This window comes from uncultured Ferrimonas sp. (assembly GCF_947489035.1).
GTDB lineage: Bacteria > Pseudomonadota > Gammaproteobacteria > Enterobacterales > Shewanellaceae > Ferrimonas.
The window spans coordinates 1-25175 of the sequence record NZ_CANLCI010000026.1 but is presented as its reverse complement, the minus strand read 5'-3'; the positions used below and the strand labels follow the sequence as shown (position 1 = coordinate 25175).

Sequence of the window (25175 nt, the reverse complement as noted above, 5' to 3'; positions counted from 1 at the left end):
AAAATCGGTCATGGCTGCATTCACTCAATTAAATTATTAAAACTGGTGTCGTTGGCCTTAACTCGTTCCATCAAATTAGGCCTTCAAGATGTGCGCATTGTAACGCCGGGGGGTGGTTAAACTTTGATCTTGATCGCACTCAACCGTTTATCCACTGTTACTGATCCCTACTTTTATTGGGATAAAATAATAGTTTTTCTAATGCGAATAATTGAGCTAAAAAGCCAGACAAATCATAACAATGATGCAACAGCGAACAGTAACAACAGCGCCGTTCACGGCCACTTTCGCCAAGAGCGATTGCACGCAATCAAAACGAATAACTATGCGCCAGCAATTGTTTTCATCCACGCCAATGCCAGCCACAACAGGCGAAACCGTTAAGAAGGTAAGCTGCATGGCTACGCAACGAACATTGTTCTTGTGGCACAAAAAAGCCCCGACAGGCGGGGCCGTTGCGTGTTGCCAAGGTTAGTTTTTTGTTACTGGCCGCAGTGACAGCTCAAAACTGGCGGCGCTGGCGTTGGCTGCCGCGGCTTGCACCGCGCGCTGTTCACCACCGTGTAAGTTCAGTGGTTGCCAATGGCTGCTGTCGAGTTCAACCGGCAGCCCTTGCAGGTCAAAAAAGGTAAATTTGTACTGCCAGTAACGATCACTGCTGACGGTGGACGAGATCAACGCGCTGCCTTGCAGCACCCCAGCAACGCTACGCTGCCGTACTTGGCTGATGTTGACCGCTTTGGCCACACTGGAGGAATCAACGCGCAGATCGCTGCTATCAGAGCGCACCGCGATGCCCGCACTGTTGGTGGCACACCCCGCGCTAAGCAGTGCCAGCACTAAGGGGATAAGATAACGACAACCGCGATGCTTCATGACGACTCCTGTTCATAAATAACCTGCGCCGTCGCCTCCCCTACTCCAGTAAGAAGTGCGCCCGCGCTGTGGCGATGGGCTGTTTCCGGTTGCTTTGCCAGGTAATGATGTTGACGTTGGCCACCCGTCGCCCTTGGCGGGTAATGATGCATTCGCAGTAGCTTTCACGTAGGTGGCCTGCACGCAGATAATCCACCGAGAAATCGACAATTTTCGGCACTCGCGGCGTTTGCATCATCACCATTAACTGAATAATAGCCGACATCTCCATAAAGCCGGCGATCACCCCACCGTGCAGCGCCGGTAGCATCGGGTTACCGATGTTTTCCTCTTTCGGTGGCAACCGGAACACCATTTCATCGCCAAACCGTTCGCATTCCATGCCGATAAACTGGACATAAGGCACCAACTGCAGCAACGCATCAAAATCTTTGCTACTGGCGGCCTGCTGTAACTTCTGTTTGAAATCCATCTAACCGCCTTCCATGTTGCGCTTGAACTGTTCCGTCACTAACTCTGGGCCAATCCGCATGAACGATCCCACCGCTTGGGCCACGGGTTTGCTCACGTCGTCTTGGTACACCACCGCACGCACAAAGGCGATGGCACTGGTGAGTTTGTGGCACTCAGCGTAGCAAAACACCGATTGCTCCGGCTTGGCCGCCATCATGTAGTCGACCCGCAGATCCAAGGTAGGGCTAAGCTCGACATTGCCGGTAGCATGGCGCAGCGCGCACACCACGGTGGCACCACAGGCGGTGTCCATTAAGGTGGTGATCACCCCGCCGTGGATCACCCCAGTATCGGGGTAACCGATAATCCGTTTCTGATATGGCAGTTCCAGCAACACATGGCGTTCACTGCCTTCTAATATCCGTATTCCAAGCGCACGACATTGGGCCAATTGGTCCACAAAGCGTTTCGCATATCCTGTTAGCGGCACGGTTCCGCGATTTGGGGTCGCCATGACTGTGCTTATACCGAAAGCATCGGGCCCAGTGGCTTACCACCAAGCAGATGCATGTGGATGTGGTAGACCTCTTGGCCACCGTGGCTGTTGCAGTTCATGATCAGGCGGTAGCCATCCTCGGCAATGCCCTGCTCTTTGGCTATTTTCGCGGCCACCGTAAACATGCGACCAAGCGCGGGTTCGTGCTCGGCGCTGATGTCGTTGCAAGTGGGGATAACGCTATTGGGGATAATCAACACGTGGGTTGGCGTGCGCGGGCTAATGTCTTTGAACGCGGTTACCAATTCATCTTGAAAGACGATTTCGGCTGGGATCTCGCGGCGAATGATTTTGGAAAAGATGGTCTCGTCGGCCACTGGCGTTTCCTTAACTGGAAGTAAATGTTGCGGTAATTATACGGAGCCTTGGCCAATAGGAAAAATCACAAATGAATTCAATCACCCATATTGCAGCCACCAGCGGTTGAATTGCTGACAAAAGCGTAAAGTTGAGCCTACAATCGTGCCATATCTCTACAACAAGAAGTACGTTGCATGATTCAGTACCAGATCCAGCCGATCGATCCCCACGCCCACCTGTTCAGCGTCGAAATTGTTACCGATCAAGCCCAGCCCCAGCAGCAATTTACCCTGCCAGCATGGTTGCCAGGCAGTTACATGGTGCGCGATTTTGCGCGCCACATTATCGGGATTGAAGCAGAAGATGTTAATGGCGACGCCATCGCGCTAACCCAAACCGACAAACAAAGCTGGCAAGCCCATAATAACGGCGCTCAATTGCGGATCCGCTATCAGGTTTACGCGTGGGATCTGTCTGTGCGCGGAGCGCACCTGGATCAAAGCCACGGCTTCTTTAATGGCTCGGCCACCTTTTTAGCGCTGGTTGGCCAAGAAGACCAGCCAGTGACGCTGCAACTGCTGCCGCCATCGGGCGAATCATACCAACAGTGGCGCGTGGCCACCGCCATGCCGCTGGACGGTGCCAAGCGGTACGGCTACGGCCAATATAAAGCCGACAATTACGCCGAGCTTATCGACCATCCAGTAGAGATGGGCGAGTTTACCTTAGCCACCTTTGAAGCCGGCGGCGTGCCTCACGATCTGGTCTTAACGGGGCCGCACTGGGCAGACACCGCACGGATCTGCGCCGATTTACAAAAAATCTGCCAAGTGCAGATCGATTTGTTTGGCGGCGCCCCCTACGACCGTTACCTGTTCCTTACCCAAGTGGTTGGCGATGGCTTTGGCGGCCTTGAGCACCGCGCTTCGACTGCGCTGGTGTGTGGCCGGAACGATCTGCCGAGCATCAACGAGGCAGGCCAAAGCGAGGGCTACCGCACCTTCTTATCGTTGTGCAGCCACGAGTATTTTCATAACTGGAACGTCAAGCGGATCAAACCGGCCGAATTTACGCCGTACAACTTAAGCGAAGAGACCTACACCACTCAGTTGTGGGCCTACGAAGGGATCACCTCTTACTACGACGATTTAATCGTCTACCGCGCCGGGTGCATCGACGCCGCCACCTACCTGGATCAACTCGCCCACGGCATGACTCGGGTGACCCGCGCGGCCGGTCGTTTTAAGCAAACCCTGCGTGATTCCAGCTTTAACGCGTGGACCAAGTTCTACAAACAAGATGAAAACGCCCAAAACGCGATTGTAAGCTACTACACCAAAGGGGCGATGTTTGCCCTGCTGCTGGATCTGACCTTACGCCATGAAACCGCAGGCAAGCACAGCTTAGATTGCGTCATGCAGCGCTTATGGCGCGAGTATGGCCAGCCGGGCATTGGCACCGACAATCACAGCCATCAGCGCATTGTGGCGGAGCTGCTTGGCCGCGATGTCAGCGATCTGTTTGCTTGGCTCGACAGCACTGAAGATCTGCCACTGCCTGCAATGCTGGCGTTATTTGGCTGCGACATGAGCCTGCGTGCCAGCAACGGCAACAGCGACAAGGGCGGCCGCAGCGATAAAGTGAACCGCATCGATTTCGGCGCCCGTTATAAAGCAGACGGCTTCGGAGTAACGCTGCTTACCGTGCGTAATGGCAGCAGTGCCCAGCAAGCGGGCTTAGCGGCCGGCGACAAACTTATCGCCATTAACCAGCTGCAAGCCAGCGGCGATATTGATGCCGCTTTAGCGAAATACGCCATCGGCACGGAAGTGAGCGTGCATTGGTTCCGCCGCGACGAATTGATGCAAGGAACCCTTGCACTGCAAGCGGCTGAGCCAGATACTGTGGTTATTACTGAACGCGACAGCAACCTGAGCCAGCACTGGCTATAACGGGACTGGCAACGGCGGCACTGCGCCTTCGTTGCCGCACTCATCATGTTGGGATTTGGAGGTAAGTAATGTTAGAGCACCAGAACACCCTAGAATCGCTGTTACAAGATCGTTTTAAAGGCGCCAAATCCATTGCCGATCTGCGCGAACGTCTGCGTGATATCGAAGAAGAGTTACACGGTGTCTTTGCTGAGCAGCTCTCTAGCTTTGCCGACAAAGAGAAATCCGAACAGGATCATCACAGCTACTGAATGATGCATGAGTGCCCATAAAAAAAGCCGCGATAATCGCGGCTTTTTTGTGCCTAGCGAAACGTCACTCCACCACGCGGTAGCGAGCACTGTGGCCTTTTACCCAACGGCCATTTTTTAAGTAATGGGCTTGCTGGGTCATGGTATTGGCATCCACTAAATTGATTTCCGCTTTCACTTCGGTAATGCCATCGCTGTTACCGCTCACCTGTTCGTACGAGACAAAGGCACTGCCATCAAACTCTGCGCGGCCAATGGTGTAAAAGCCGGCGGTGGTAAAGTAGAAAAACTCCAACTGCTGCGTTTGGCCGTTGAAGACGATCATGGTTTCGCCTTCATACTCGCCTTGGTTCAAGCTGTGGGTGATGCGAACCGCTTGCCCTTGCAGCGCCACCGACCAATGAGACACGTCGATCATCGGCTTTGCTGCGGTGGAGTCTGAAAATTCACCGCGCCAGGTTTTGCCGACGTATGGGGCAAACTGTTGCAGCGGCTCAGCCAGCTGCAGCGGTTTACTGCGATCAGCTTCAGCCCAGCAAAAAGGCGTAATTAACAGCAACACCACAGTAACTAAAGTACGGATCTTGTTGAACATCACGCCTCTCCTTCGGGGTAATTAGCCCTGCTCTGCCAGCTTCTCTATCGCCTGTGAGCAAGTCAGTGCCGCTTTGGCGGTGCCATCGATCTTCACCGACAGATCTCGCAACAGGCCATCTGCCACATCGTAGACCAAACCGTGCACCGACACCTGCTGGCCACGATCCCAAGCCCCTTCGACGATGGTGGTTTGGCAGGTGTTCATCACCTGAGCAATCACGTTAAGTTCGCATAGGCGGCGAAAGCGTTGTTGTTCGGGCAGGGCTTGCAGGGTTTGCTGGTGTGTATCCAACACAGCCTTCACCGGGCGCAACCAGCTACTGGCCAGCCCCAAGCGTTGATCGTCTAAGGTCGCTTTAACGCCACCACAGCCGTAATGCCCAACCACTAAGATGTGGCGCACCTTTAATACATCAACCGCGTATTGCAGTACCGATAACGCATTCATGTCGTTATGGCTGATCACGTTGGCGATGTTGCGGTGCACAAACACTTCGCCGGGATCCAAATCGATGATTTGGTTGGCGGGCACGCGACTGTCACTGCAACCAATCCACAGATATTCAGGGGATTGTTGCTGCGCCAAATTGGAAAAAAATTCGGGTTTATCGGTTTTTACTTGTGCTGCCCAATCGCGATTGCGATCAAGCAGATGTTGTAGTTCTGCCATCGTATCTCTGTCGTTATAGGGTTTAAGCCAGTCTACCCTGAATCCGTTCGCTGACTGGTAAGGGCAGTGTTACTAAATTGATTGTTTGGTTTTTTTTCAATCGAAGTGACTAAAAAGTTTTCCAGTTGTAACTGATTTCGACCATTTTGCTTGGCTTGGTACAACGCCTTGTCGGCTACATCCAGCCACGCCGTCAGTTCGTCATTAAAGGTCGCATCGGCAAAAATGGCCCCAATACTGACGGTAATGTGCAGATCTCGGCCATCCGGCAAGGTCGCCATCGACGTGGCTGCAATGTCCAGCCGCATCTTTTCAAGCTGTTGCCGTGCCGATTGATGGGTTAGGTGGGGCAGCAACAACACAAACTCTTCGCCACCGTAGCGGGCTAACAGATCATTTTCGCGGCCAAAGTGCAGGTTGATGCGCGTCACCAATGATTTTAAACAATCATCCCCAATCAGGTGGCCATAGGTGTCGTTCACCGCTTTAAAGTGGTCAATGTCCAGTAGCGCCAGCAGCAACGGCTGATCCGAACGCAAACTGTGTTGCCGGAAAGATTCAAAACTGTGGTTAAAGTGGCGGCGGTTATAGGCACCGGTTAAGCCATCCCGTAACGCCAGACGCGCCAACTTGGTGTTCGCCGCCGCCAGCTGGGCGGTGCGCTTAGCCACCTTATCTTCTAACTCTTCTTGGTGTTCGTAGATCGAGTGGCGCTGTTTATCCAATTCCCGTTGCAGCAGCAAAATTTCCCGCGCTGAGCCCCGCGGCAAAGCACGCATCGGTCGGTCTGGGTGATACGGTTTTGCAACCTCTTGCGCCAACCGCTCTAACGGCTTGGTTAAAAAGCCGCTGAGTTGACGCGTCAGGAAAATCGACAACAACAAGCCGCCAATCAGCAGGCTTAGGCCAATCAAAAACTGCTGCTCTGCACGCATCGCCACGGGCCGATAGGGCATCAACACCCGTAGCATCCAGTTCGCCCCCAACTCGAAATCCAATTCAAAGTAATCTTGCCGCTGATTACTGTTGGCCCCAAGGCTGATCAATTCAACCCGATGGGCGGTGCCATCATGGCGAACATTAAACACGTCCACCATCGATAACGGCTCGATCCCAAGCCCATTTGACGCCACGACAACGGCACCGGCGGTGTCGGTAAGCACCAGTTTTAACTCGTAATCGATGTCCATCAGCATGCGTAAGCGTTGAATGTCTAACGAGCCCTCGATAATGCCGGCAATCTGGCCGTGGCCATCAAACCAAGGGGCGCTAATGGCGACAATGGCATCGTTACCAAAACCGCGGCCACGAAAGGCACTGGAGACATAGACCTGGCCGCTGTTGATCACATTCCGAAAATAGGGGCGCTGGGCCACATTCAGCCCCAACACTTTGGTGCTGCTGGGGCTGGCGGCAATGATGTCACCTTGTTGGTTGGTCACCAGCATCGACAAAAAGCCATCGTACTGGCCATGCAGTTGAGTCAGTTGTTGTTGCTGAGTTTCCACCGTGGCAGGCAGCCACTTACCCGCTATCGCCACCGCATCGGCATGGCGACTGATGTAGCGTTCAATGTGGGTCGAGATCCGCTGACCGGTCACTTCCATCTGCCGAAACAGCAATTCTTGCTGAGTTCGCATCAAATAGGCGCTGTACACCAGCAACGATAACATCGACGACAGGGTGATCAGCACCACCACGCCGTGGGTTAATTTCTCGCGAAAGTCGCGCCGCATCACCGGCTGTTGCCGTAATCCTCGTAACCAATATTTGGGCAGAATAAACAGGATCACGCTGGCAATGGCGGTGTAAAGCAAGCCGTTGAAGCCTTGTTTGATCACCGCAAAGGTCAGGTATTCGCTTGGCATCGCCGCGTAACTTAAGACCCAATAGGACAGCGGCATACCGATAAACATCCAATAGAGCAGATCGGCGTAAAGCAGGAAAAAGCCCCGGCGGCGCATTTCACACACCACCAACGCCTCTAGCCCCAAAGTGACGTACAGCAGCGGGTTGCCCCAACTCATGTACATGCCGGTGGAGGCCACCAAGGCGCACCACAACACCGGCCAGCGCCCCATGCGACTGGCGCACAGCAAGACCACCACATTGCCCAACGCCAGCTCAGCGTTCGCAAACAGCGGGATCGGCAAGCAGTTCAGCTCTAGCCCCAGCAGCCCCAAAATGGAGGCCACGGCAAAGCGGAAAAAGTGACGCTGCTCGGTGGTGGAATAGCTGAAAAGGCGACTCATTAATACGCTTGCAGTGGCCGCAATCCTTACAAAAATAATGGAACGCCAATGTTAACAAGAACCATCAGCTGAGTATCATTTTTTTAACTAGATCAATGTTTTTTCAACGCTGCAATGTTAAGCCGCCGCGGCCAGCCCTTTTTTCCATAAAAAAAACACAGCCGAAGCTGTGTTGTTGGGGGAAGCTCAAAAGAGGGTTAGGGCGCTAAGCGATCCAACTGCCATTGATCTTGGTTGAGCTGATATAAGAAACGGTCGTGCAGACGCTTGGCGCCGCCTTGCCAAAACTCAATGCTGTCGGCTTTCACTCGATAACCGCCCCAGAAATCCGGCAACGGCACTTCGCCCTTAGCAAATTTCTCTTTCATCTTCATAAAGCTGCCTTCCAACACGCCACGGGCAGACAGCTTGCTGCTTTGGGGCGAAGCCCAAGCGCCTAATTGGCTGTCACGCGGGCGCGATGCAAAGTATTTCAGCACTTCCGTGGTCGATAAGCGTTCAGCACGGCCGGTAATGTGCACTTGGCGCTCTAACGCATGCCACGGAAACATCAGGCTCACTTGATTGTTGTCAGCGATGTGTTGCGACTTGCGGCTGCCTAAGTTGGTGTAAAACACAAAGCCGTCTTGGTCATACTGCTTTAACAACACGATGCGCTGGAATGGCTGACCATGTTGATCGACCGTGGCCAAGCTCATGGCGGTTGGATCAATCAATTGCGCTTCGTTGGCTTGGGCCATCCACCGTTCAAACAGTGGCAGTGGCGACGCCGGCAGTTCATTACTGCGTAGCCCACCTTGCAAATACTCGCGGCGGATGTCGGTTAACTCTTTCACCCTAAACTCCTTACTCCTTCAATGAGAGCAGTGTACCCGAAGGCGACGGTTTGCGAACCCTGCCGCCACCGCAATTTTAGAGTTTCGCCGCGCCGGGGTTCTTAACCGCCCTAGCCTGCCATTGCGGCACCGCTATGCGTTGGTGTTGTCGCTGCTGGCCACTTGATACAGCGCCAATACGGCCCCAGCCGGATCGGCGATCACCGCCATTCGATCCTTACCCATCGCGCGCTCTGGCACAATCAATTCCCCGCCAAGGCGCTGCGCGGTGGCGATGCTGTTATCCAGATCCGCAACCGCAACGTACATCAGCCACTGAGGAGGCATCCCAGCGTTGCTGCCCTTGGCATGGCATACGCCCGCTTTCATGGTGTCGCCCACCATCATTCCATGATCGTCATACTCGCCCATCGACACCGGCTTTTTTTGCCAGCCCACCACCTGCTGATAGAACTCCGCCACGTCGTCGGCGTTGTTCACCGTTAAATCTTGCCAAAGAATGTCACCAATGTTGCTGCTCATATTTTACTGTCCTTGTCTTAGCTCTCGGCCATGTTACCGCCGTATGTAGCGCCGCCGGGCTCGCTCAATGCCACCGCAATCTGACCGCCGACCATCCATCATGCATCGCGGCAGCGCCGTTGCCAACGCAGCGGGATCAGGCAGATAGGATAAACTGGGTTTACACCCTGTGGTGATGTCCAGTGTCATCATGCCCGCAGCAGCGATGGAGGCCAAGCATGGCGAGCAGCAACAAAAACCAAGCCAATGATATGCCGGTGGCGGATTATCTCGCCCAATTGAGTGACGAACGCCAACAACAATGCCAACAGTTAAGCCAATGGATGAGTGCCATCACCGGCGAAACGGCAGTGATGTGGGGCACCAGCATTGTCGGCTTTGGCCAGTACCATTACCGCACCGATGCGGGCCGCAGTGGCCGTTGGCTGCTTACCGGTTTCTCTAGCCGCAAACAGGCACTGACGGTGTACCTGATGGGCGGCGTTGAGCAACACCACGAACTCCTGCAGCAACTGGGGCCTTATCAACATGGGGTAAGCTGCTTATACATCAAGGCACTAAATAAAGTAGATAACCAAATTTTGCAGCAGATCATCGCGGCCGATGTCGCCGCATTGAAGCAACGACACGGCAGTTAACCCAAGTTGCAACACAACAAGACAAATCCCGTTACGTTTTGGCTACCATCAGTTTTGACGCTTTTCCCCTCCGCAGGTACTATCGCTGGGTTAGTCTGACTCAAAGCCATAGGGACAAGTGGATGAAAAAGAAACTCTTAGGTGGCCTTTGCGCTTCCGCCATCGCATTAGCTGGCTGCAGCCAGTCGGCTCAGCCGGTGACCGAAACCGCCCCAGCCAAACCAGCACCAAGCGTCACTGCCGAAGCAGTAAAGCAAGTGCTGAGCTCCGGTATTGATCTCAGCACCTTCGACAACAGCATTCGTCCTCAGGATGATTTCTACAACTACGTCAACGGAACGTGGTTAAAGAACAATGAAGTTCCTGCGGATCGCACCAACACCGGCGTGTTTTACGATCTGCGTGAAAAAGCCGATGAAGATGTCAGAACCATCATCAACGAGCTGGCCGCCAAAACCGATCTGGTTGATGGCAGCGACGAGCAAAAAGTATCGGCCCTGTACAACAGCGCCATGGATACCGACACCATCAACCAGTTGGGCCTAGCCCCAATTCAGGCGCAGTTGGATAAGATTGCGGCCATCAGCAACGCCTCGGAACTGGCTAGCTACTTTGGTGCCAGCACTCAAATCGGCGTAAACAGCCCATTTGTGCCGTACGTCAGCATTGATGCCAAAGACTCCAGCACCTACGCCGCCCACCTGTGGCAGGCTGGCCTATCGTTGCCGGATCGCGACTACTACTTCAAAGATGATGAGCGCTCGGTACAACTGCGTGCTGAGTATCTAGCGCACATCGAAAAGATGTTCACTCTGGCGAAACTGCCGCAGCCAAAAGCCGCCGCAGCCAAGGTGATGGCGATGGAAACCGCACTGGCTGAGCACCACAACACTCGGGTGGAAAACCGTGACAGCGAAAAGCGTTACAACAAGTTTGAAACCGCGAAGCTGGCCGATTTGAATGGCGAATTCGATTGGAAAGCCTACTTAGATAGCGCCGGGATTGGGAACGCCAAATACCTGATCGTAAACCAGCCAAACTACATCACCGCCGTTGAAGATGTGATGAAGCAGTTCAGCTTAGCGGATTGGAAAACGTTCCAAAGCTGGCACGTGCTGACCGGCTACGCTTCGATGCTTAGCAGCGATCTGGAAGCCGAAAACTTCGACTTTTTCTCGCGCAAGCTGAATGGCCAACAAGAGATGAAGCCGCGTTGGAAGAGCGCCGTTGACATTGTGAACAGCGATCTGGGCGAAGTGGTGGGTAAGGTGTACGTGAAGAAGCACTTCACCCCAGAAGCCAAAGCCCGCATGACCCAACTGGTGGAAAACCTACGCAGCGCTTATGGCCAGTCGATTGATGAACTGACCTGGATGGGCTCAGAAACCAAGACCAAAGCGAAAGCCAAACTGGCCGCGTTCAAGCCAAAAATTGGTTACCCCGACAAATGGGAAGACTACTCTTCGCTGGAAATTAAAGCCGACGACTTAGTGGGTAACCACATGCGTTCTAACATGCTTAAGCATGCCCGTGATGTGGCTAAAATCGGTGGCCCAATCCACACGTGGGAATGGCACATGACCCCACAAACCGTGAACGCCTACTACAACCCAACCTCTAACGAGATTGTGTTCCCAGCAGCCATCTTGCAACCTCCGTTCTTTAACATGGAAGCGGATGATGCCGTGAACTACGGCGGCATTGGTGCGGTGATTGGCCACGAAATGGGCCACGGTTTTGATGACCAAGGCTCTCGCTACGATGGCGATGGTAACCTCAACAACTGGTGGACCGAGCAAGATCTGGCGTCCTTCAAAGAGTTGGGCAACGCGCTGATCGGCCAATACGATAGCTTCGCGGTGTTTGACGATCTGAACGTAAACGGCAAGCTGACCCTTGGCGAAAACATCGGTGATTTGTCTGGCGTAACCATTGGTTACAAAGCTTACAAGTTATCGCTGAATGGCCAACCGGCACCGGTACTGGATGGCATGAACGGCGATCAACGCTACTTCATTGGCTTTACCCAAATCTGGCGAGCCAAGTACAAAGAAGCGGCTTTGCGTAACCGTGTTGCTACCGATCCGCATTCGCCACCGCAGTTCCGCGCCAACGGCCCATTGGCCAACGTAGATGCGTTCTACCAAGCCTTTGATGTGAAACAAGGCGACACCATGTACATCGAACCGGATAAACGCGTAAAGATTTGGTAATTCATTACCTTAGCTAACCAACCCCTGCCATTGTGCAGGGGTTTTTTATTGCTATGGTAAAGGTCACAATGGGTTGGCTTCGCTGCTTTCCCCCTAATTAAACCGTAAGGAGTAACACGTGACGCGCCAAGCAAAGCTGGCTTTACTGCTTACCACTCTCGCGCTGCCGTTATTGCTGCTTAGCGCCACTGCCTTATTGCCTAACGCCGCCACGCCACAAACGTGGTTGCTGCGCAGTGCTGCGCAGGCGCCACTGCCAAGCCAGTTCACCCTGCTGAACTGGAACATTCAAAAGCGCAGTCAACAGCCCCAGTGGCAGCAGCAGTTCGACCAGATCCAGCGCCAATATCAACCCGAGCTGCTGACCCTGCAAGAGGTCGTGCTGGACGCAAAACGGCGGAACCCAACCAACCACAATGCCGTCTTTGCCGCCAATCTGATGCTGAGCGAGGGCTATTCGGGCCTACTAAACGCCGCGCCATCGTTGCCCACCCACAGCCAGGTGCGCTTTAGCAAGGATACCGAGCCGCTGGCCAACACCCCGAAACTGGCGCTTTATAGCCACTACTCCATTGGCGATCAGCAACTGTTGCTGGTGAACATTCACGCCATCAACTTTGTCAGCAACAGCGCCTACCAACGGCAACTCTCGGATCTGCTCAGCACCGTGCAAGCGCACTCTGGCTTGCTGCTGCTCAGCGGCGATTTTAACAGCTGGAGCCCGCAACGATTAACCCTGTTACAACAGCAGATGAGCCAGCTTGGATTGCACCCCGTTCAGTTTACTAACCCAGATAAAATCAAAGCCTTTTTGGGATCGCCACTGGATCATGTGTTTGCCAGTCCGGCGCTCAAGGTCACCACGGCCGTGGTGCTGGATCAATATCAAAGCAGCGATCACGCGCCAATGCTGGTGCAATTTCAGGTACAACAAAACGATGGATAAACTGTATCAATTGGCGCTATGGCTTGGGCTCAGCGCGTACTACCTGCTGATTGCCGCGGTCTCGCTGCGGGTGGCATTAAAACGCCGGGTTGTGGGCGTGTCTCTGGCGTGGCTGCTGCTGATTTTTATCGTGCCGGTGGTTGGGGTGATCATCTATTTGATGTTTGGCGAACGTTACCTTGGCCGCGCCCGCAGCCGCCGCGCCCAGCAACTGTATCAAGAGCTGCGGAACTGGTTGCTGCAGCTCGAACAACAAAACAAACAATACCAAGGCAACCTTGGCCCCCATGCTCACCCCATCCACAGCCTTTGCTTTAATCAACTGGGGATCCCCAGCACCCTTGGCAATCAATTGCAGCTGCTGACCACCCCCAACCACATTTTCACCCAGATCTGTCAAGACATCTGCGCCGCTCAGCACAGCATTCAGCTGGAGTTTTATATCTGGCACGCCGGTGGCCAAGCGGATCACGTCGCAGAGTTACTGATCGCCGCCGCCAAACGAGGGGTGCAGGTACACTTAATCTTGGATGCCGCCGGCAGCCGCGACTTCTTTAATGGCCGCTGGCCCACACGGATGCGTTACGCCGGCATCAATGTGGTAGACGCATTAAGCGTCAACCCATTTAAGATCTTTCTGCGACGGATGGATCTGCGTCAGCACCGCAAGATTTTGGTGATCGACAATCAAATCGGCTATACCGGTTCGATGAACATGGTGGATCCGGCGCACTTTAAGCAAAACGTGGGGGTTGGCCAGTGGATTGATGTGATGGTGCGGATCAGCGGCCCCGCCGTGACGGCCCTGAGCGCCATTCATGCGTGGGATTGGCAGGTGGAAGGCGGCGAAGCCCTATTGCCGCTGCTGCCAACGCGCTTGGCCAGCGCCAAGCCCGAACTGAACGCCTATGCGGTACAGGTGATCCCATCGGGCACCGCCCTGCCCAGCAATGTGATCCAAAAAGTGCTGCTGCTGGGGATCTATCACGCCCGCCAGCGCATCACGTTATGCGCCCCCTACTTTGTGCCCAGTGAACACCTGCTGGAAGCCTTGATCACCGCCGCCGCCCGTGGGGTCAAAGTCGAGCTGATCCTACCGGAGAAAAACGATTCATTGATGGTGGGCTGGGCCAGCCGTTCTTTCTTTGCCGAGCTGCTCAGCGCTGGCGTAACCATCTACCGGTTTCAGGGCGGCTTACTGCACACCAAGGCGGTGCTGTTTGATGAGGAACATTGCTTGGTGGGCACCGTTAATTTAGACATGCGCAGCTTGCAGCTGAACAGCGAAGTAACCTTAGCACTGGACGATCCCAAACTGTGCCGAGAGCTGGGGCAACTGCTGGCCAGCTATCGTGATCAGAGCTATGCCCATGACTACACTTTGTGGCAACAACGCTCGCTGCCCAGCAAACTGGTCGAGCAATTTTTCTATATGTTTGCGCCACTGTTGTAACCGCGGCCAAAGCTCACTACATTAGCCGACCCAATTAACCACCTCGGAGTTTTCGATGGAATCAACTCAAGACAACGGCCAAGCGCAGGCTCAACAACTGTTGAACGCCGCCATGCCTCTGGCAGAAAAACTGTTAAATGAAGCCGGTGAATTTATGCCGTTTGCGGCAGCGATGACCCCAGCCGCTGAGTTTGTTAGCGTGGATGTGCCAGAGGATCTGGAAGAGGAAAACCCAAGCGAAGCGATGGTTGCGGATCTGCAACTGGTGCTACGCCAAGCCGCTGGCGAAGGGGAATACATCGCGACCGCGGTAGTGTACGACACCGGCATTTTAATCAGCGACGACGATCAAGAACCCCAAGATGCCGTTGGCATCAATCTGGATCACAAACAAGGGTTGGCGATGATGGTGTTTATCCCTTATCAGCTGGTTGATGGTCAGGTGGAATTTGGCGAGATGTTTGCCCAAGAAACCGACGCCATCATCTTTCCAAGTCAGCACTAAGTCCCGGTGTTGATCCCCACCATGCACCACCTGCGCTGATGTCTCGCACTCGCAATCTCGCCCTGTTTGATTTTGACGGCACTTTAACCGACAACGACAATTTCAGTGCGTTTTTGTGGTACGCCACCCCGTGGTGGCGCTTGCTGCTGGCCAGCCCTCTGTTACTGCCGCTTAAATGGGGTTGGCAACGGGGCTGGTTATCCAGCGCCTTTACTCGGCGCTGGGTTAGCCGCTTAGCCTACAGTGGCCGACGCCAACGCAGCTTAGAGCACCTCGGCCAGCGTTATATCGCCGGTCGCGCCAAGCAGATCCTCCGCCCAGAAGCCATAGAACGGCTGCGCTGGCACCAAACCAATGGCGACACCGTGGTTTTGGTGTCGGCCTCGTTACATGTGTATCTGCAACCCTGGTGTCAGCAACACAATATTGAGCTGCTGTGCTCCGAACTGCGCTTTGTTGGCGGCCGCGCCACCGGCGGTTATGTGGCGGGCGACTGCGCCAATCACTACAAAGCGCAGCGCGTGCAAGCCCGTTACAATTTGGATCACTATCACGCGGTGTACGCCTATGGCGATACCGACGAGGATCTGCCAATGCTGGCGTTAGCGGATCACCCCTACCTGAATGGCCAGCCCTACACCAATCCGCTTACTTCTTGAAACTCAACTGATAATTCTGTTGTCTATGCTTTAACTCTGTCGAGTACAGGCACGCCGTCCTACGGCCAACAGGAGCACATATGGACTTTCAAGGTTTACTCAATCAGGTACTGGGGGCGCAGTCGTCACCCCAGTCAGCGAACAATCCCAACCAGCCATCGTCACCCTCCTCTGGCGCAGGCATCAACCCTGCCCTGAGCGGCTTAGCTTCCGGTGCCATTGGCGGCACCATCATGGGGATGATGATGGGCAGCAAAAAAGGCCGCAAGATGGGCAAAGGGGTCGCCAAAGTGGGCGGGGCTGCCGCCTTAGGCGCCTTAGCCTTAAAAGCCTACCAAACTTGGCAAAGCAACCAAGCCAGCGCCGCCACTGCTGCGCCAAATTCTGCCCCGGCGGCCACACCGAATGTCGCCCCCGTTGCAGCACAAGCCGCCCCCGCCCAGTTGCCCGTGGTCGATGAAACCGCATCAAAACAGCTGCTCAAGGCGATGATCGGCGCAGCCAAGGCCGATGGCCATGTGGATGAACAAGAGCGCCAACACCTAAATCAAGCCGTACAACAGGCCGGTGCCAGCCCCGCCGTACTGCAGTTTGTGGAAACGGAGCTGGCCAAGCCGCTGGATCCCGCCGATGTGGCCGCTGGGGTTAGCCAGCCAGAGCTGGCCGCCGAGCTGTATCTGGTGTCGGTGATGATGGTGGATGAACAAAGCTTTATGGAGAAATCCTACCTGCAGGAACTGGCACGCCAGTTAAACATTGCCCCAGAGTTGGCGCAGCAGTTGGAGCTGCAAGCCACGGGCGGCTAACGGCTAACCGCTGTATGTGCTGGTACTTTCAAGGGCAGGATCCCCTGCCCTTGGTCATTTCGGCCAAGCGCCGAGCCCCTCTCCATCAAACGGCAACGAACCAAAACACACTTGGCCTCAGCCACGGCGCAGCTTCAGCTCCAGCTCTGCCGCCCACTCCTGCAACGCGCGCACCGACTGGGTCTGTTGATAGTGCTGCCACGCTGGCCCCAGCGCATGCGCTTGCAGCTGCTGATCAAACTGCTGCAGCGATCCAGCCCCCTGCAGCAACTCGGTTAATTCTGCCGCCCATTCTTGGCCGTGATGCTCAATAAAGCGATAACGTAAGCCGATCCCTAAATCGAGATCATCGTAGCTGGGGATCTCAAGGTAGCGTTCCCAATCATCAACATCGTCGGGTAATGCCCCATTGGCCTCGTTATCGAAGTAAATCGCGCCATTTTCGACGCACAAATAGCCTTCAACCTGAGCGACCGAGGTGAGTGAAGCGGTGGACACCTGCGCCACCGCCGCCAATAAACGGGATACGGTTATTGTCATTGCTGTTTCGCCTACACTGCGGCGGCGACCATTGTTATTGGTTATAGCCATACAAGGCGACCGCCATTGAGGAAACATTAAGCAATGTCCGCCACTTAATCTGCGGCCATGATCCTCGCGCTCAATACCAAGTGCCGCTGCTGATGTGCCCTGCCGCCCGCTCCAACCGTTGACTTAGTGCACTAATGCAGCGCACCTTAGCGCCATTATCCCAACCTTGTTGCCTGTTGGCAGCCTGATAACCCCAAGGTGACTATGGCTTCCGTTACGCCCATTAACATTGCGATCCTCGGCGCTGGCAGCATTGGCTGCTATTTAGGTGGCTGCCTTGCGGCCAGCAATAACCCCGACTTAAAAATCACGTTGATTGGTCGGCAGCGATTACAGCAACAAATAGCCGATCACGGCTTAACCGTTACCGACTGGCGTGGCCGCAACAGCCAAGTGATGGCCAGCCAGATCCAGTTTGCGCTGTCTCCCGCTGTGCTGGCGAAAGCAGACGTTATTTTGCTGACAGTAAAAAGTGGCGACAGCGCCGCCGCTGCCGCGCAGATAGTGCAATACGCCAATCCTGCCGCCACGGTAATCAGTTTTCAAAACGGGGTTAGTAACGTAGAACTGCTGCAATCATTGCTGCCAAATCAGCGCATTCTGCGCGGTATGGTGCCGTTTAATGTGTTTAACCAAGGCGATGGTCACTTCCATTGCGGCACCGAAGGCGACTTGGCATTAGAGGCGATCAGCGCCAGTGACAGCCCAGCGGTGGCGGGGTTAATCCGCGGCTTGGCTCAGGCGCAACTGCCGCTGCGCCAATACGAGAATATGCTTGAGGTACAATGGGGCAAACTGATCATCAACCTCAACAACGCGGTCAATGCACTGGCTGGCATTCCGCTGCGGGATCAACTCAATCACCGTCAGTACCGCCAAGTGATGGCCTTAGTGATCACCGAAGCTCTGGGGATCCTCAAACAAGCGGGGATCACCCCGGCCCGCTCTGGCAAAGTGGTGCCCGCTTTGCTGCCGCACATTTTACGCCTGCCTAATGTTCTGTTTCGCCGCGTGGCCAGCGCCATGCTCAAGGTTGATCCACAGGCACGCTCATCCATGTATGAAGACTTGCAGCTGCACCGTAAAACCGAAATTGACTACCTGAACGGCGAAATCGTGCAGTTGGCGCAGCAGCATCGGCTCAGTGCCAACGCCAACGGCGCAATTGTGGCACTGGTAAAACAAGCGGAACAGGCCGAGGTAGGATCGCCGCAGTTAAGCGCACCAGCCTTGCTGCAACAACTGCAAAAGTAGGCCGTTGTCGCCTGCTGATGCAGCAGCAATCATAAATAAACACAATGATTTACAGGTGATTAGCGGGAATTTCAGCCGCGCTGCCTGTACCTCACACTCGCACCAATATAGAGTGTTAACTCAAATCAATTTGGCCGCGTCGCGATCCCCGCAGCGCTGGCAGTGTCGGACGCAATCGATGTACCCGTTTTTTCGCCTCGCAAAAACCATTTTTAATGCCAAGAAAAAAAGTCAGATCGCTTATACCGATCCCAGCAGCATTGAGTTTCGTTGCCACCCGTGGGACTTGGATCTGTTTAACGAAATGAACAACGGCCGGGTCGCGACCCTGTACGATCTGGGCCGCATCGACCTGTCGATCCGCGGCAAGTTGATGCCAGCACTGCTGAAAAACAAATGGGCACTGGTGGTGGCAGGCAGCTCGGTTCGTTATCGCAAGCGCATTCACATGTTCGATAAAATCACCATGCACAGCCGCTTTATCGGCTTTGATGATCGCTGGATGTACCTTGAACAATCGATGTGGGTACGCGGCGAGCCCTGCTCGTCCATTTTGATCCGTGGCGGTGTCACCGGCAAACAAGGGCTGATTGCCCCCGCGGAAATCAAAGCAGCGTTGGGGGCGGAAGAGAGCGAATTCACCCTGCCGGATTGGGTGCACCAATGGATCGACTCGGAACAACATCGCCCCTGGCCGCCCCAGCGGCCAGAATAGCTGCGGCGCGGTGAACAGAAAAAACGCCCCGCAATGTGCGGGGCGTGTTGTTCTGGGGCTTGGTCGCTGCGTAACGGCTAAGCCATCACAAACTCAGACAAGTCTAAGATCACCTGTTCGCCTAACCAGTAAGCGTGCTCGGTGTGATCTTGCAGATCGTCACCGGTCAGCCCGTGCACCAACACACTCAAGCCATTGCGGTGGGCGTCCAGCCACGGGATCAAAGATTCAAACTCTTTGTTATCAAATACTATCTGGCAACTCCACATGGTGTGTGGGCCAATGGGGCGCTGGTGCACGCGGCCAACCCGAAGGCCAAACTGCTCACCGGCTTGAGCACATAACTGCTGCGCTTGCGCCAACGTCTCTTGCTCAAAATACACGTGGGCATGATAGATCTGATGTCTATTGATCGGTCTTTTTATGGAGTTCATTCCCTTGCTCTCAACACTAAAAGATGAATACGAAACATCTAGGATAAAAACCAACAACAGCGGCCCATGACGGCTTAACTGTTGGCCATTCTTAACATTTTCATTTCGAGAGTAACTGACTTTAACGCAAATCGTTATCCTATTTTTCCGATTAACGGCAACAAAAAATCGATCCTGAATGCCGCTCAATATCGGTGTGCAGCTCTGTTTCAGGCGGTGCCATTCCGCCCCCCTATTCGGCTTAATCTCGTTCACTTTGCCTGCAACTTGGCGTAGTCACCGCGCAGATCTGACACTTTTCACCCCCTTGCTGCCATTGATGCCTTGTTATCGTAGAAAGAATCAAACGAACGTTTAAGGATTAGCGCATGGATAAGCAACTGGATGTGGTGGTGTTTGGCGCCACCGGATTTACCGGCCAACTGATTGCGGCGTACTTGCAACGCCACTACCACAACAGCGAATTAAGCTGGGGCATGGCTGGGCGGGATCTCGCTAAGCTGCAAGCGGTTCGAAGCCAATTAAACATCAGCAACGACGTGCCGCTGATCATCGCCGATGCCAACGACAGCGGCGCCTTAGCTGAACTGGTGGCGCACACCAAAGTGGTGATTGCCGCTGCCGGCCCTTATCAGTTGTATGGCGAATCCTTAGTGGCCGCCTGTGCCGCCGCTGGCACCGATTACGTCGACTTGTGTGGCGAGCCCACTTGGATGCGACAGATGATCGACAAATACCACACACAAGCACAGGAAAGCGGCGCCAACATCGTGCACTCCTGCGGGTTTGATTCCGTGCCTTCCGATCTGGGGGTGTTCCAACTGCAACAGTTAGCCACACAGCACCACGGCGCGCCGCTGCAGCGAGTGAAAGGTCGAGTGGAAAAAATGCAAGGCGGGCCATCCGGCGGCACCGTGGCCAGCTTTATGGTGTCAGCCAAAAACGCCAAGCAAGATCCCGCCATCGGCGCCTTGATGATCAACCCCTTCGCCTTAACCCCAGATTTCCCGGGCTGCAAACAACCTTCCGGCACCAAACCCGTGCACGACGAAGAGTTAGGCAGTTGGGCCAGCCCATTTGTGATGGCGGTGATCAACACCAAAAACGTCCACCGCACTAATTTCTTGTTGGGCCACCCCTACGGCAGCGATTTCCAATACGACGAGATGATCGCCACCGGCCCTGGTGCCAAAGGCGAACAAGTGGCGATTGCGCTGACTCAAGGCGATGGCTTAGTGGGTAAAGGCAACGCGCCCAAGCCCGGCGAAGGCCCAAGCCCGCAAGAACAAGAGGATGGCTTCTTTACCTTGGGCTTCCACGGCAGCAGCGACCAAGGTCGCCTGAGTGTGCGCGTGAGTGGCGACAAAGATCCCGGCTACGGTTGCACCAGCATGATGATTGCTGAATCCGCCCTGTGTTTGTTGCAGCAGTCGCTGAACGGCGGATTTTGGACTCCGGCCTCGGCCATGGGTGCGGCCTTAATCGAACGCCTGAGCGACAAAAACGTACTGCGTTTTAGCAGCCACGTTGAATAGGGGCCAGCGATGAAAAAGCCCTACTTTTTTATTGCTCAGATGCAGGTAAAAGATCACGCCGATTACCATCAGCGTTATGGCCTGAAAGTGCTCGCGCAGATGGAGCAGCTTGGTGGCGAGATCTTAGTGGCCACCGCCAGCAAAGAGGTAAAAGAAGGCGAATGGCTTGGCAATTGGACCGTGGTTGGCAAGGTGCCGGACTACGACAGCGCCATCAGCTGGTGGGAATCGCCAGAGTATCGCCAACTGGCTGAGCTGCGTCAGCAGATCTTAACCGACGGCGGCTCGGTGGTGATGGTGCCGGGCATTCCGCAACCGGACTAGCCCACCACTGGCACTCAGAATCAGCGCCACCACCGATAACGCTCTCTCCTCACAGCCCCATCGCCCGATGGGGCTTCTTCGTTCCAGTGTCGCACCAACCGATTATGCTAACGTGTAGGCAACGGCGGACTGCCGCCACATTTTTTCAAAAATTTTGCGTCTTTTGGCGCCCGCCTGCGTCTTAAGGCAACAGAACAGAAAATCGTTATGAGTTGGGGCTGAGTTTCTATGATCTCTGAATGGCAAAATCACAAAGAGCAACTTCGCCGCTACGTCAGTAAGCGGGTGGATGACGCTGATATGGTCGATGACATCCTGCAAGAGGTTTACATCAAAGCCAGTGGCAATCTGCACCAGCTTAAATCCAAAGGCAGCTTGAAAGGCTGGCTCTACCGCATTGCCCATAACACCATCATGGATTTCTATCGTGGCCAGCGGGTGCATGACCCCCTGCCAGAGGATCTGGTTGCAGAAGAGCAAGATGCAGGTAAGCAGGCGCGCGAAGAAGTCGCCCAATGTTTGCGCCCGTTAATTGCCGAACTGCCAGAGAAATACGGCACGCCATTGCGTTTGGCGGAATTAGAGGGCGTATCCCAGCAAGAGATTGCCGATCAGCTGGGGTTATCCCTGTCTGGCGCCAAAAGTCGGGTGCAACGCAGCCGAGTAAAATTTCGAGAGCTGATGATGGCGTGCTGTGATTTTGAGATTGACCAATACGGCATTACCGACTATTCCCCCAAAGCAAAGGGGCGGCGACTGAAATGCTGATGGCTCGGCGGCGCTCACCTGAGCGCTAACTGACGCTGGCCATTCCCCTCGCGTTTATTCCCCGCAGTACCAGCTCATGCGCCTCTGCGTCAAATTGATACCTTGGAGTCACCATGAACCACCAAACCGCCCCTGCGCTTTCCCAAAGCGTGATCGACGCTGCCAGTGAATGGGCCATCATGCACGGCGTGGCGTTTCGCCAAGCAGACAACAGCGCCCGCCACTGCCCTTTTAGCATTGCCCCCATCACCATGGCGCGCGCCACCTTTCAGCACCTACGCCAAGTCACCCCGCTGATCACCAAGTTGATCAGCAACCTGTCTGAAGATCACGACTTTCTGCAAACGTCACTGGCGGGGGTGGCCAAGGCGGATCCCTTTTTTGCGCGGTTGCTGTCGTTGCACCAGCAGGTTCATGGCCAAGCTCAGCAGCATCGCCAACCCGCGCGCAAACCACTGTTGTTGATGCGTACCGACTTTATGGACGACCGCCAACATGGGGCCAAGGTGATCGAATTTAATGGCATCGCCGCAGGCATGGCGCCCTTCGGCCAGCGCGCCAGCGAACTGCACGCCTTTTTGCACAGCCAGTGGTCTCAAGCGCAGCAACCGTGGTTAGAACACCCCCAAGCAACCCCAGCCCCAAACCAAGGGCTAACCCAATTAGCCTACGGCATTGCACAGGCGGCTCGGCAAATAAAAGCCGCCTTCCCAGTGGATCCCAGTCAGCCCAACCCCACCTTCTTGATGGTGGTTCAGGCCGACGAAGATAACGTATACGATCAGCACCTGCTGGAGATCGAGCTGCAACAGCAGGGGCTGCGCACGGTACGCCGCACCTTTGAACAGCTCAGCACTCAGCTTACCAGCGGCGACGATCAGCGTTTGCTGTTGGCGGGCGTTGGCGCCATTGATGTGGTGTACCTGCGGGCGGGCTACCAATATGTGGATTACTGCTCGCCGCAGCTAAATGAAGCCATCTGTTGCCACACCTTAAGCCAAACTCGGCAATTTATAGAGCAGCACCATGTGGCCGTTAATGCCACCTTCAGCCAACAACTGGCCACCAGTAAAACCATGCAGATGCTACTGACCATGATGCCCGCGGCAGAGTACGCCCGTTGGGGGCTCACCCAAGCGCAAGCCCAGCAGGTTAAAAGCGTGCTGGCCGAGATGAAGCCCGTAACCCCAGACAGCATCCATTGGTTTCAAACCGAAGCCAACAAACAACAATGGGTCCTCAAAAACCAAGGGGAAGGCGGTGGCCATTGCATTTTTGGTGACGACATCAGCCACAAGCTGGCGCAACTTGCCCCGGCAGAATATGGCGCTTGGGCGTTGATGCAGCGTTTGTACCCCCATGAACGTGAACAGCCCACCCTCGCGGTGCGCGATGGTAAGCCAACTCAGATTGATGATCTGGTGAGCGAGATCGGCTTGTTCAGCGCCTATTTTGATGGCGAACCCGTCACCGAACTCGATGGCTACGCTGGCTACCTGATCCGCAGTAAACCGGCCAGTGAAAATGAGGGGGGCATTCATAGTGGCCAAGGCATTTTAGACTCGCTCACGCTGAGCAACTGACGCCAGCACCGCCGACACCAAGGCGGGCAGGAATGGCGTGCAGGAATGACGCTCAACAATTTGAATGTGCCGCTCCCCCGTTGGCTGTTGTTTGCGTCTTTTTCCTTGCTGCTGCGTCTTAGCAGTAGCAAGTGAAAATAACGGAGAGAACCGATGTTTCAAGTTACCCCTAGCCGCACCGATGTCAGCCATAAGTTCATTAAGCACGACCGCAACATGCTGAACCAAATCTATGGCACCGATCAATTAACGCCCTATTGGATTGCCGACATGGACTTTCCCATTGCCGCGCCAATCAGCCATGCCCTGCAGCAGTTGGTTGAGCGAGAATCCTATTCGTACGAATTCGATTCGCACACGGTGTTTTCAGCCATTTCTGCGTGGAATAAAGATCGCCACAATCTGGATCTGAACCCAGATCATTTTGTGCAAGTGCCCGGAGTATTGAGCGCAATTGGTTTATTGATCCGCGATTTTACCAACGAAGGTGACGGCGTATTGATTCAAACGCCGGTGTACCATCAGTTTCGCCGCTTAATTGAATCGGCGGGACGAACGGCGGTCAGCAACCCCCTGAAGATCGAGCAAGACCGCTATGTAATTGATTTTGAAGGTTTTGAAAATCAGTTAAAAACAGGCAAGGTAAAAATGGTGCTGCTATGTAATCCACACAATCCGGTTGGCCGAGTTTGGACGAAAGCCGAGCTGCAACAACTGGTCGCCATCGCCAACAAATACCACACCCTGATCATCAGCGATGAAGTGCACAGCGACATCATCTTTTCCGGCGCCACCTTCACCAGCATGGCCGCCTTGGATTACGACAACAGCCTGACCATCATCGGTTCTCCGGCGAAAAACTTCGGCTTAAACAGCATCTCCAACGGTTATATTTACAGCGATAACCCCCAGCTGCGCGACAAAATTAAAGCCACCTCAGCGTCGATGTCGCTTGATCACGGCAACGCCTTTAGCACCTACGCCACCATTGCCGCCTACCAACAGGGTAAGCCGTGGTTTGATGCCTTTTTGCGTTACACCGAAACCAGCCGAGATTGGATTGTGGCGTTTATGGCCAAAGAGCTGCCGCAAGTTAAAACCTTTGCCCCCGAAGGCACCAATCAAATTTGGTTCGACTTTACCGGCTTAGGGCTCACCCCCACCCAGCTCACGTTACTGCTCACCCAACACGCCAAACTCGCATTAACGCCGGGCAGCTGGTTTGGCGAGCCCGACGCACACTTTTACCGCATGAACTTCGCCGCACCTTTAGCCCAGCTCCAAACCTCGTTTCATGCCTTGCACCGTGCGGTTGAGCAATTCGAGGCCTAATTCGCCGTTAGTGCCTTCGATGGCCCCCAGCCATACGATGCTGCTCAGCCCTGCGCCAATCATCCCGCCACAAAAAAGGGCTGTGTATTAGTTAACTGTTGGCGTTGCTGCGCGGTAGCTATTGTCGCCTGCGGCGAGCTTCGATGGCACTGCT

The 25175-nt window shown here is 54.6% G+C and carries 27 protein-coding genes; 16 read left to right on the top strand and 11 right to left on the bottom strand.

The genetic code is table 11. The annotated features are described in order from the left end of the window. Nucleotides 1-471: 471 nt before the first annotated feature. Genes Q0796_RS14305 through hinT form a run of 4 tightly spaced genes read right to left on the bottom strand, consistent with a single transcriptional unit; the run spans nucleotide 472 to nucleotide 2202 of the window. Entirely contained in the window at nucleotides 472-876 is a 405-nt protein-coding gene (locus tag Q0796_RS14305) for a DUF1425 domain-containing protein (RefSeq protein ID WP_298444386.1), read from the bottom strand. Between the two features lie 40 nt (nucleotides 877-916). Then, nucleotides 917-1348 (bottom strand): PaaI family thioesterase, encoded by a 432-nt coding sequence (locus Q0796_RS14300; protein WP_298444383.1) that lies wholly within the window; start codon nucleotides 1346-1348, stop codon nucleotides 917-919. After that, a complete protein-coding gene (locus Q0796_RS14295) occupies nucleotides 1349-1843 on the bottom strand; it encodes a PaaI family thioesterase (protein WP_298444382.1) in 495 nt (164 codons plus the stop codon). It abuts the gene before it with no gap. A gap of 8 nt (nucleotides 1844-1851) precedes the next feature. Continuing rightward, complete coding sequence (gene hinT / locus Q0796_RS14290; RefSeq protein ID WP_298444380.1) at nucleotides 1852-2202, bottom strand: purine nucleoside phosphoramidase; 351 nt, start codon at nucleotides 2200-2202, stop codon at nucleotides 1852-1854. A 177-nt stretch (nucleotides 2203-2379) separates the two neighbouring features. Between hinT and Q0796_RS14285 the strand changes: the two genes are divergently transcribed. Further along, nucleotides 2380-4137, top strand: coding sequence for a PDZ domain-containing protein (locus Q0796_RS14285; protein WP_298444378.1), 1758 nt, complete (start codon nucleotides 2380-2382; stop codon nucleotides 4135-4137). Nucleotides 4138-4205: 68 nt separating this feature from the next. Then, on the top strand, nucleotides 4206-4388 hold the full coding sequence (locus tag Q0796_RS14280; protein ID WP_298444376.1) for a hypothetical protein: 183 nt from the start codon (nucleotides 4206-4208) through the stop codon (nucleotides 4386-4388). A gap of 64 nt (nucleotides 4389-4452) precedes the next feature. On the opposite strand, the gene Q0796_RS14275 is transcribed toward Q0796_RS14280, so the two are convergent. The 5 genes from Q0796_RS14275 to Q0796_RS14255 all read right to left on the bottom strand — a co-directional run bounded on the left by Q0796_RS14275 (nucleotide 4453) and on the right by Q0796_RS14255 (nucleotide 9265). Beyond that, nucleotides 4453-4983, bottom strand: coding sequence for a hypothetical protein (locus tag Q0796_RS14275; RefSeq protein WP_298444374.1), 531 nt, complete (start codon nucleotides 4981-4983; stop codon nucleotides 4453-4455). A gap of 21 nt (nucleotides 4984-5004) precedes the next feature. After that, nucleotides 5005-5655, bottom strand: a complete 651-nt coding sequence (gene can, locus Q0796_RS14270) for a carbonate dehydratase (protein WP_298444372.1) — start codon at nucleotides 5653-5655, stop codon at nucleotides 5005-5007. A gap of 32 nt (nucleotides 5656-5687) precedes the next feature. After that, the gene (locus tag Q0796_RS14265) at nucleotides 5688-7907 is read right to left on the bottom strand and encodes a diguanylate cyclase (RefSeq protein WP_298444370.1); all 2220 of its coding nucleotides are present in this window, start codon (nucleotides 7905-7907) and stop codon (nucleotides 5688-5690) included. Nucleotides 7908-8104: 197 nt separating this feature from the next. After that, a complete protein-coding gene (pdxH, locus tag Q0796_RS14260; protein ID WP_298444368.1) occupies nucleotides 8105-8743 on the bottom strand; it encodes a pyridoxamine 5'-phosphate oxidase in 639 nt (212 codons plus the stop codon). 132 nt (nucleotides 8744-8875) lie between these two features. Next, the gene (locus Q0796_RS14255; protein ID WP_298444366.1) at nucleotides 8876-9265 is read right to left on the bottom strand and encodes a VOC family protein; all 390 of its coding nucleotides are present in this window, start codon (nucleotides 9263-9265) and stop codon (nucleotides 8876-8878) included. A 218-nt stretch (nucleotides 9266-9483) separates the two neighbouring features. On the opposite strand from Q0796_RS14255, the gene Q0796_RS14250 reads away from it, so the two are divergent. The 7 genes from Q0796_RS14250 to Q0796_RS14220 all read left to right on the top strand — a co-directional run bounded on the left by Q0796_RS14250 (nucleotide 9484) and on the right by Q0796_RS14220 (nucleotide 16485). Beyond that, on the top strand, nucleotides 9484-9903 hold the full coding sequence (locus Q0796_RS14250; RefSeq protein ID WP_298444365.1) for a DUF1801 domain-containing protein: 420 nt from the start codon (nucleotides 9484-9486) through the stop codon (nucleotides 9901-9903). Between the two features lie 122 nt (nucleotides 9904-10025). Further along, nucleotides 10026-12116, top strand: coding sequence for a M13-type metalloendopeptidase (locus Q0796_RS14245; RefSeq protein ID WP_298444364.1), 2091 nt, complete (start codon nucleotides 10026-10028; stop codon nucleotides 12114-12116). Between the two features lie 118 nt (nucleotides 12117-12234). After that, nucleotides 12235-13062, top strand: coding sequence for an endonuclease/exonuclease/phosphatase family protein (locus Q0796_RS14240; RefSeq protein ID WP_298444361.1), 828 nt, complete (start codon nucleotides 12235-12237; stop codon nucleotides 13060-13062). After that, a complete protein-coding gene (cls, locus tag Q0796_RS14235) occupies nucleotides 13055-14515 on the top strand; it encodes a cardiolipin synthase (RefSeq protein WP_298444360.1) in 1461 nt (486 codons plus the stop codon). Before Q0796_RS14240 ends, cls begins: the two co-directional genes overlap by 8 nt. 55 nt (nucleotides 14516-14570) lie before the next feature. Further along, the gene (locus tag Q0796_RS14230; protein WP_298444359.1) at nucleotides 14571-15020 is read left to right on the top strand and encodes a hypothetical protein; all 450 of its coding nucleotides are present in this window, start codon (nucleotides 14571-14573) and stop codon (nucleotides 15018-15020) included. Nucleotides 15021-15058: 38 nt separating this feature from the next. Continuing rightward, the gene (locus Q0796_RS14225) at nucleotides 15059-15679 is read left to right on the top strand and encodes an HAD-IB family hydrolase (protein ID WP_298444357.1); all 621 of its coding nucleotides are present in this window, start codon (nucleotides 15059-15061) and stop codon (nucleotides 15677-15679) included. Nucleotides 15680-15759: 80 nt separating this feature from the next. Then, a complete protein-coding gene (locus Q0796_RS14220; RefSeq protein ID WP_298444356.1) occupies nucleotides 15760-16485 on the top strand; it encodes a DUF533 domain-containing protein in 726 nt (241 codons plus the stop codon). A gap of 117 nt (nucleotides 16486-16602) precedes the next feature. On the opposite strand, the gene Q0796_RS14215 is transcribed toward Q0796_RS14220, so the two are convergent. Beyond that, nucleotides 16603-17025, bottom strand: coding sequence for a UPF0158 family protein (locus tag Q0796_RS14215; RefSeq protein ID WP_298444354.1), 423 nt, complete (start codon nucleotides 17023-17025; stop codon nucleotides 16603-16605). A gap of 255 nt (nucleotides 17026-17280) precedes the next feature. Between Q0796_RS14215 and Q0796_RS14210 the strand changes: the two genes are divergently transcribed. Further along, on the top strand, nucleotides 17281-18330 hold the full coding sequence (locus Q0796_RS14210) for a 2-dehydropantoate 2-reductase (protein WP_298444352.1): 1050 nt from the start codon (nucleotides 17281-17283) through the stop codon (nucleotides 18328-18330). Between the two features lie 178 nt (nucleotides 18331-18508). Next, the gene (locus Q0796_RS14205; RefSeq protein WP_298444350.1) at nucleotides 18509-19045 is read left to right on the top strand and encodes an acyl-CoA thioesterase; all 537 of its coding nucleotides are present in this window, start codon (nucleotides 18509-18511) and stop codon (nucleotides 19043-19045) included. A 77-nt stretch (nucleotides 19046-19122) separates the two neighbouring features. On the opposite strand, the gene Q0796_RS14200 is transcribed toward Q0796_RS14205, so the two are convergent. Next, on the bottom strand, nucleotides 19123-19479 hold the full coding sequence (locus Q0796_RS14200; protein ID WP_298444348.1) for a DOPA 4,5-dioxygenase family protein: 357 nt from the start codon (nucleotides 19477-19479) through the stop codon (nucleotides 19123-19125). A 368-nt stretch (nucleotides 19480-19847) separates the two neighbouring features. Between Q0796_RS14200 and Q0796_RS14195 the strand changes: the two genes are divergently transcribed. From Q0796_RS14195 to Q0796_RS14175, 5 genes are all read left to right on the top strand, one after another. Next, on the top strand, nucleotides 19848-21014 hold the full coding sequence (locus Q0796_RS14195; RefSeq protein WP_298444346.1) for a saccharopine dehydrogenase NADP-binding domain-containing protein: 1167 nt from the start codon (nucleotides 19848-19850) through the stop codon (nucleotides 21012-21014). Nucleotides 21015-21023: 9 nt separating this feature from the next. Further along, nucleotides 21024-21338, top strand: a complete 315-nt coding sequence (locus Q0796_RS14190; RefSeq protein ID WP_298444344.1) for a DUF1330 domain-containing protein — start codon at nucleotides 21024-21026, stop codon at nucleotides 21336-21338. A gap of 228 nt (nucleotides 21339-21566) precedes the next feature. Continuing rightward, nucleotides 21567-22106, top strand: a complete 540-nt coding sequence (sigZ, locus tag Q0796_RS14185) for an RNA polymerase sigma factor SigZ (RefSeq protein WP_298444342.1) — start codon at nucleotides 21567-21569, stop codon at nucleotides 22104-22106. A 113-nt stretch (nucleotides 22107-22219) separates the two neighbouring features. Continuing rightward, nucleotides 22220-23689, top strand: coding sequence for a glutathione synthase (locus Q0796_RS14180; RefSeq protein ID WP_298444339.1), 1470 nt, complete (start codon nucleotides 22220-22222; stop codon nucleotides 23687-23689). Nucleotides 23690-23842: 153 nt separating this feature from the next. Next, entirely contained in the window at nucleotides 23843-25021 is a 1179-nt protein-coding gene (locus tag Q0796_RS14175; protein WP_298444337.1) for an aminotransferase class I/II-fold pyridoxal phosphate-dependent enzyme, read from the top strand. Nucleotides 25022-25175: the final 154 nt, after the last annotated feature.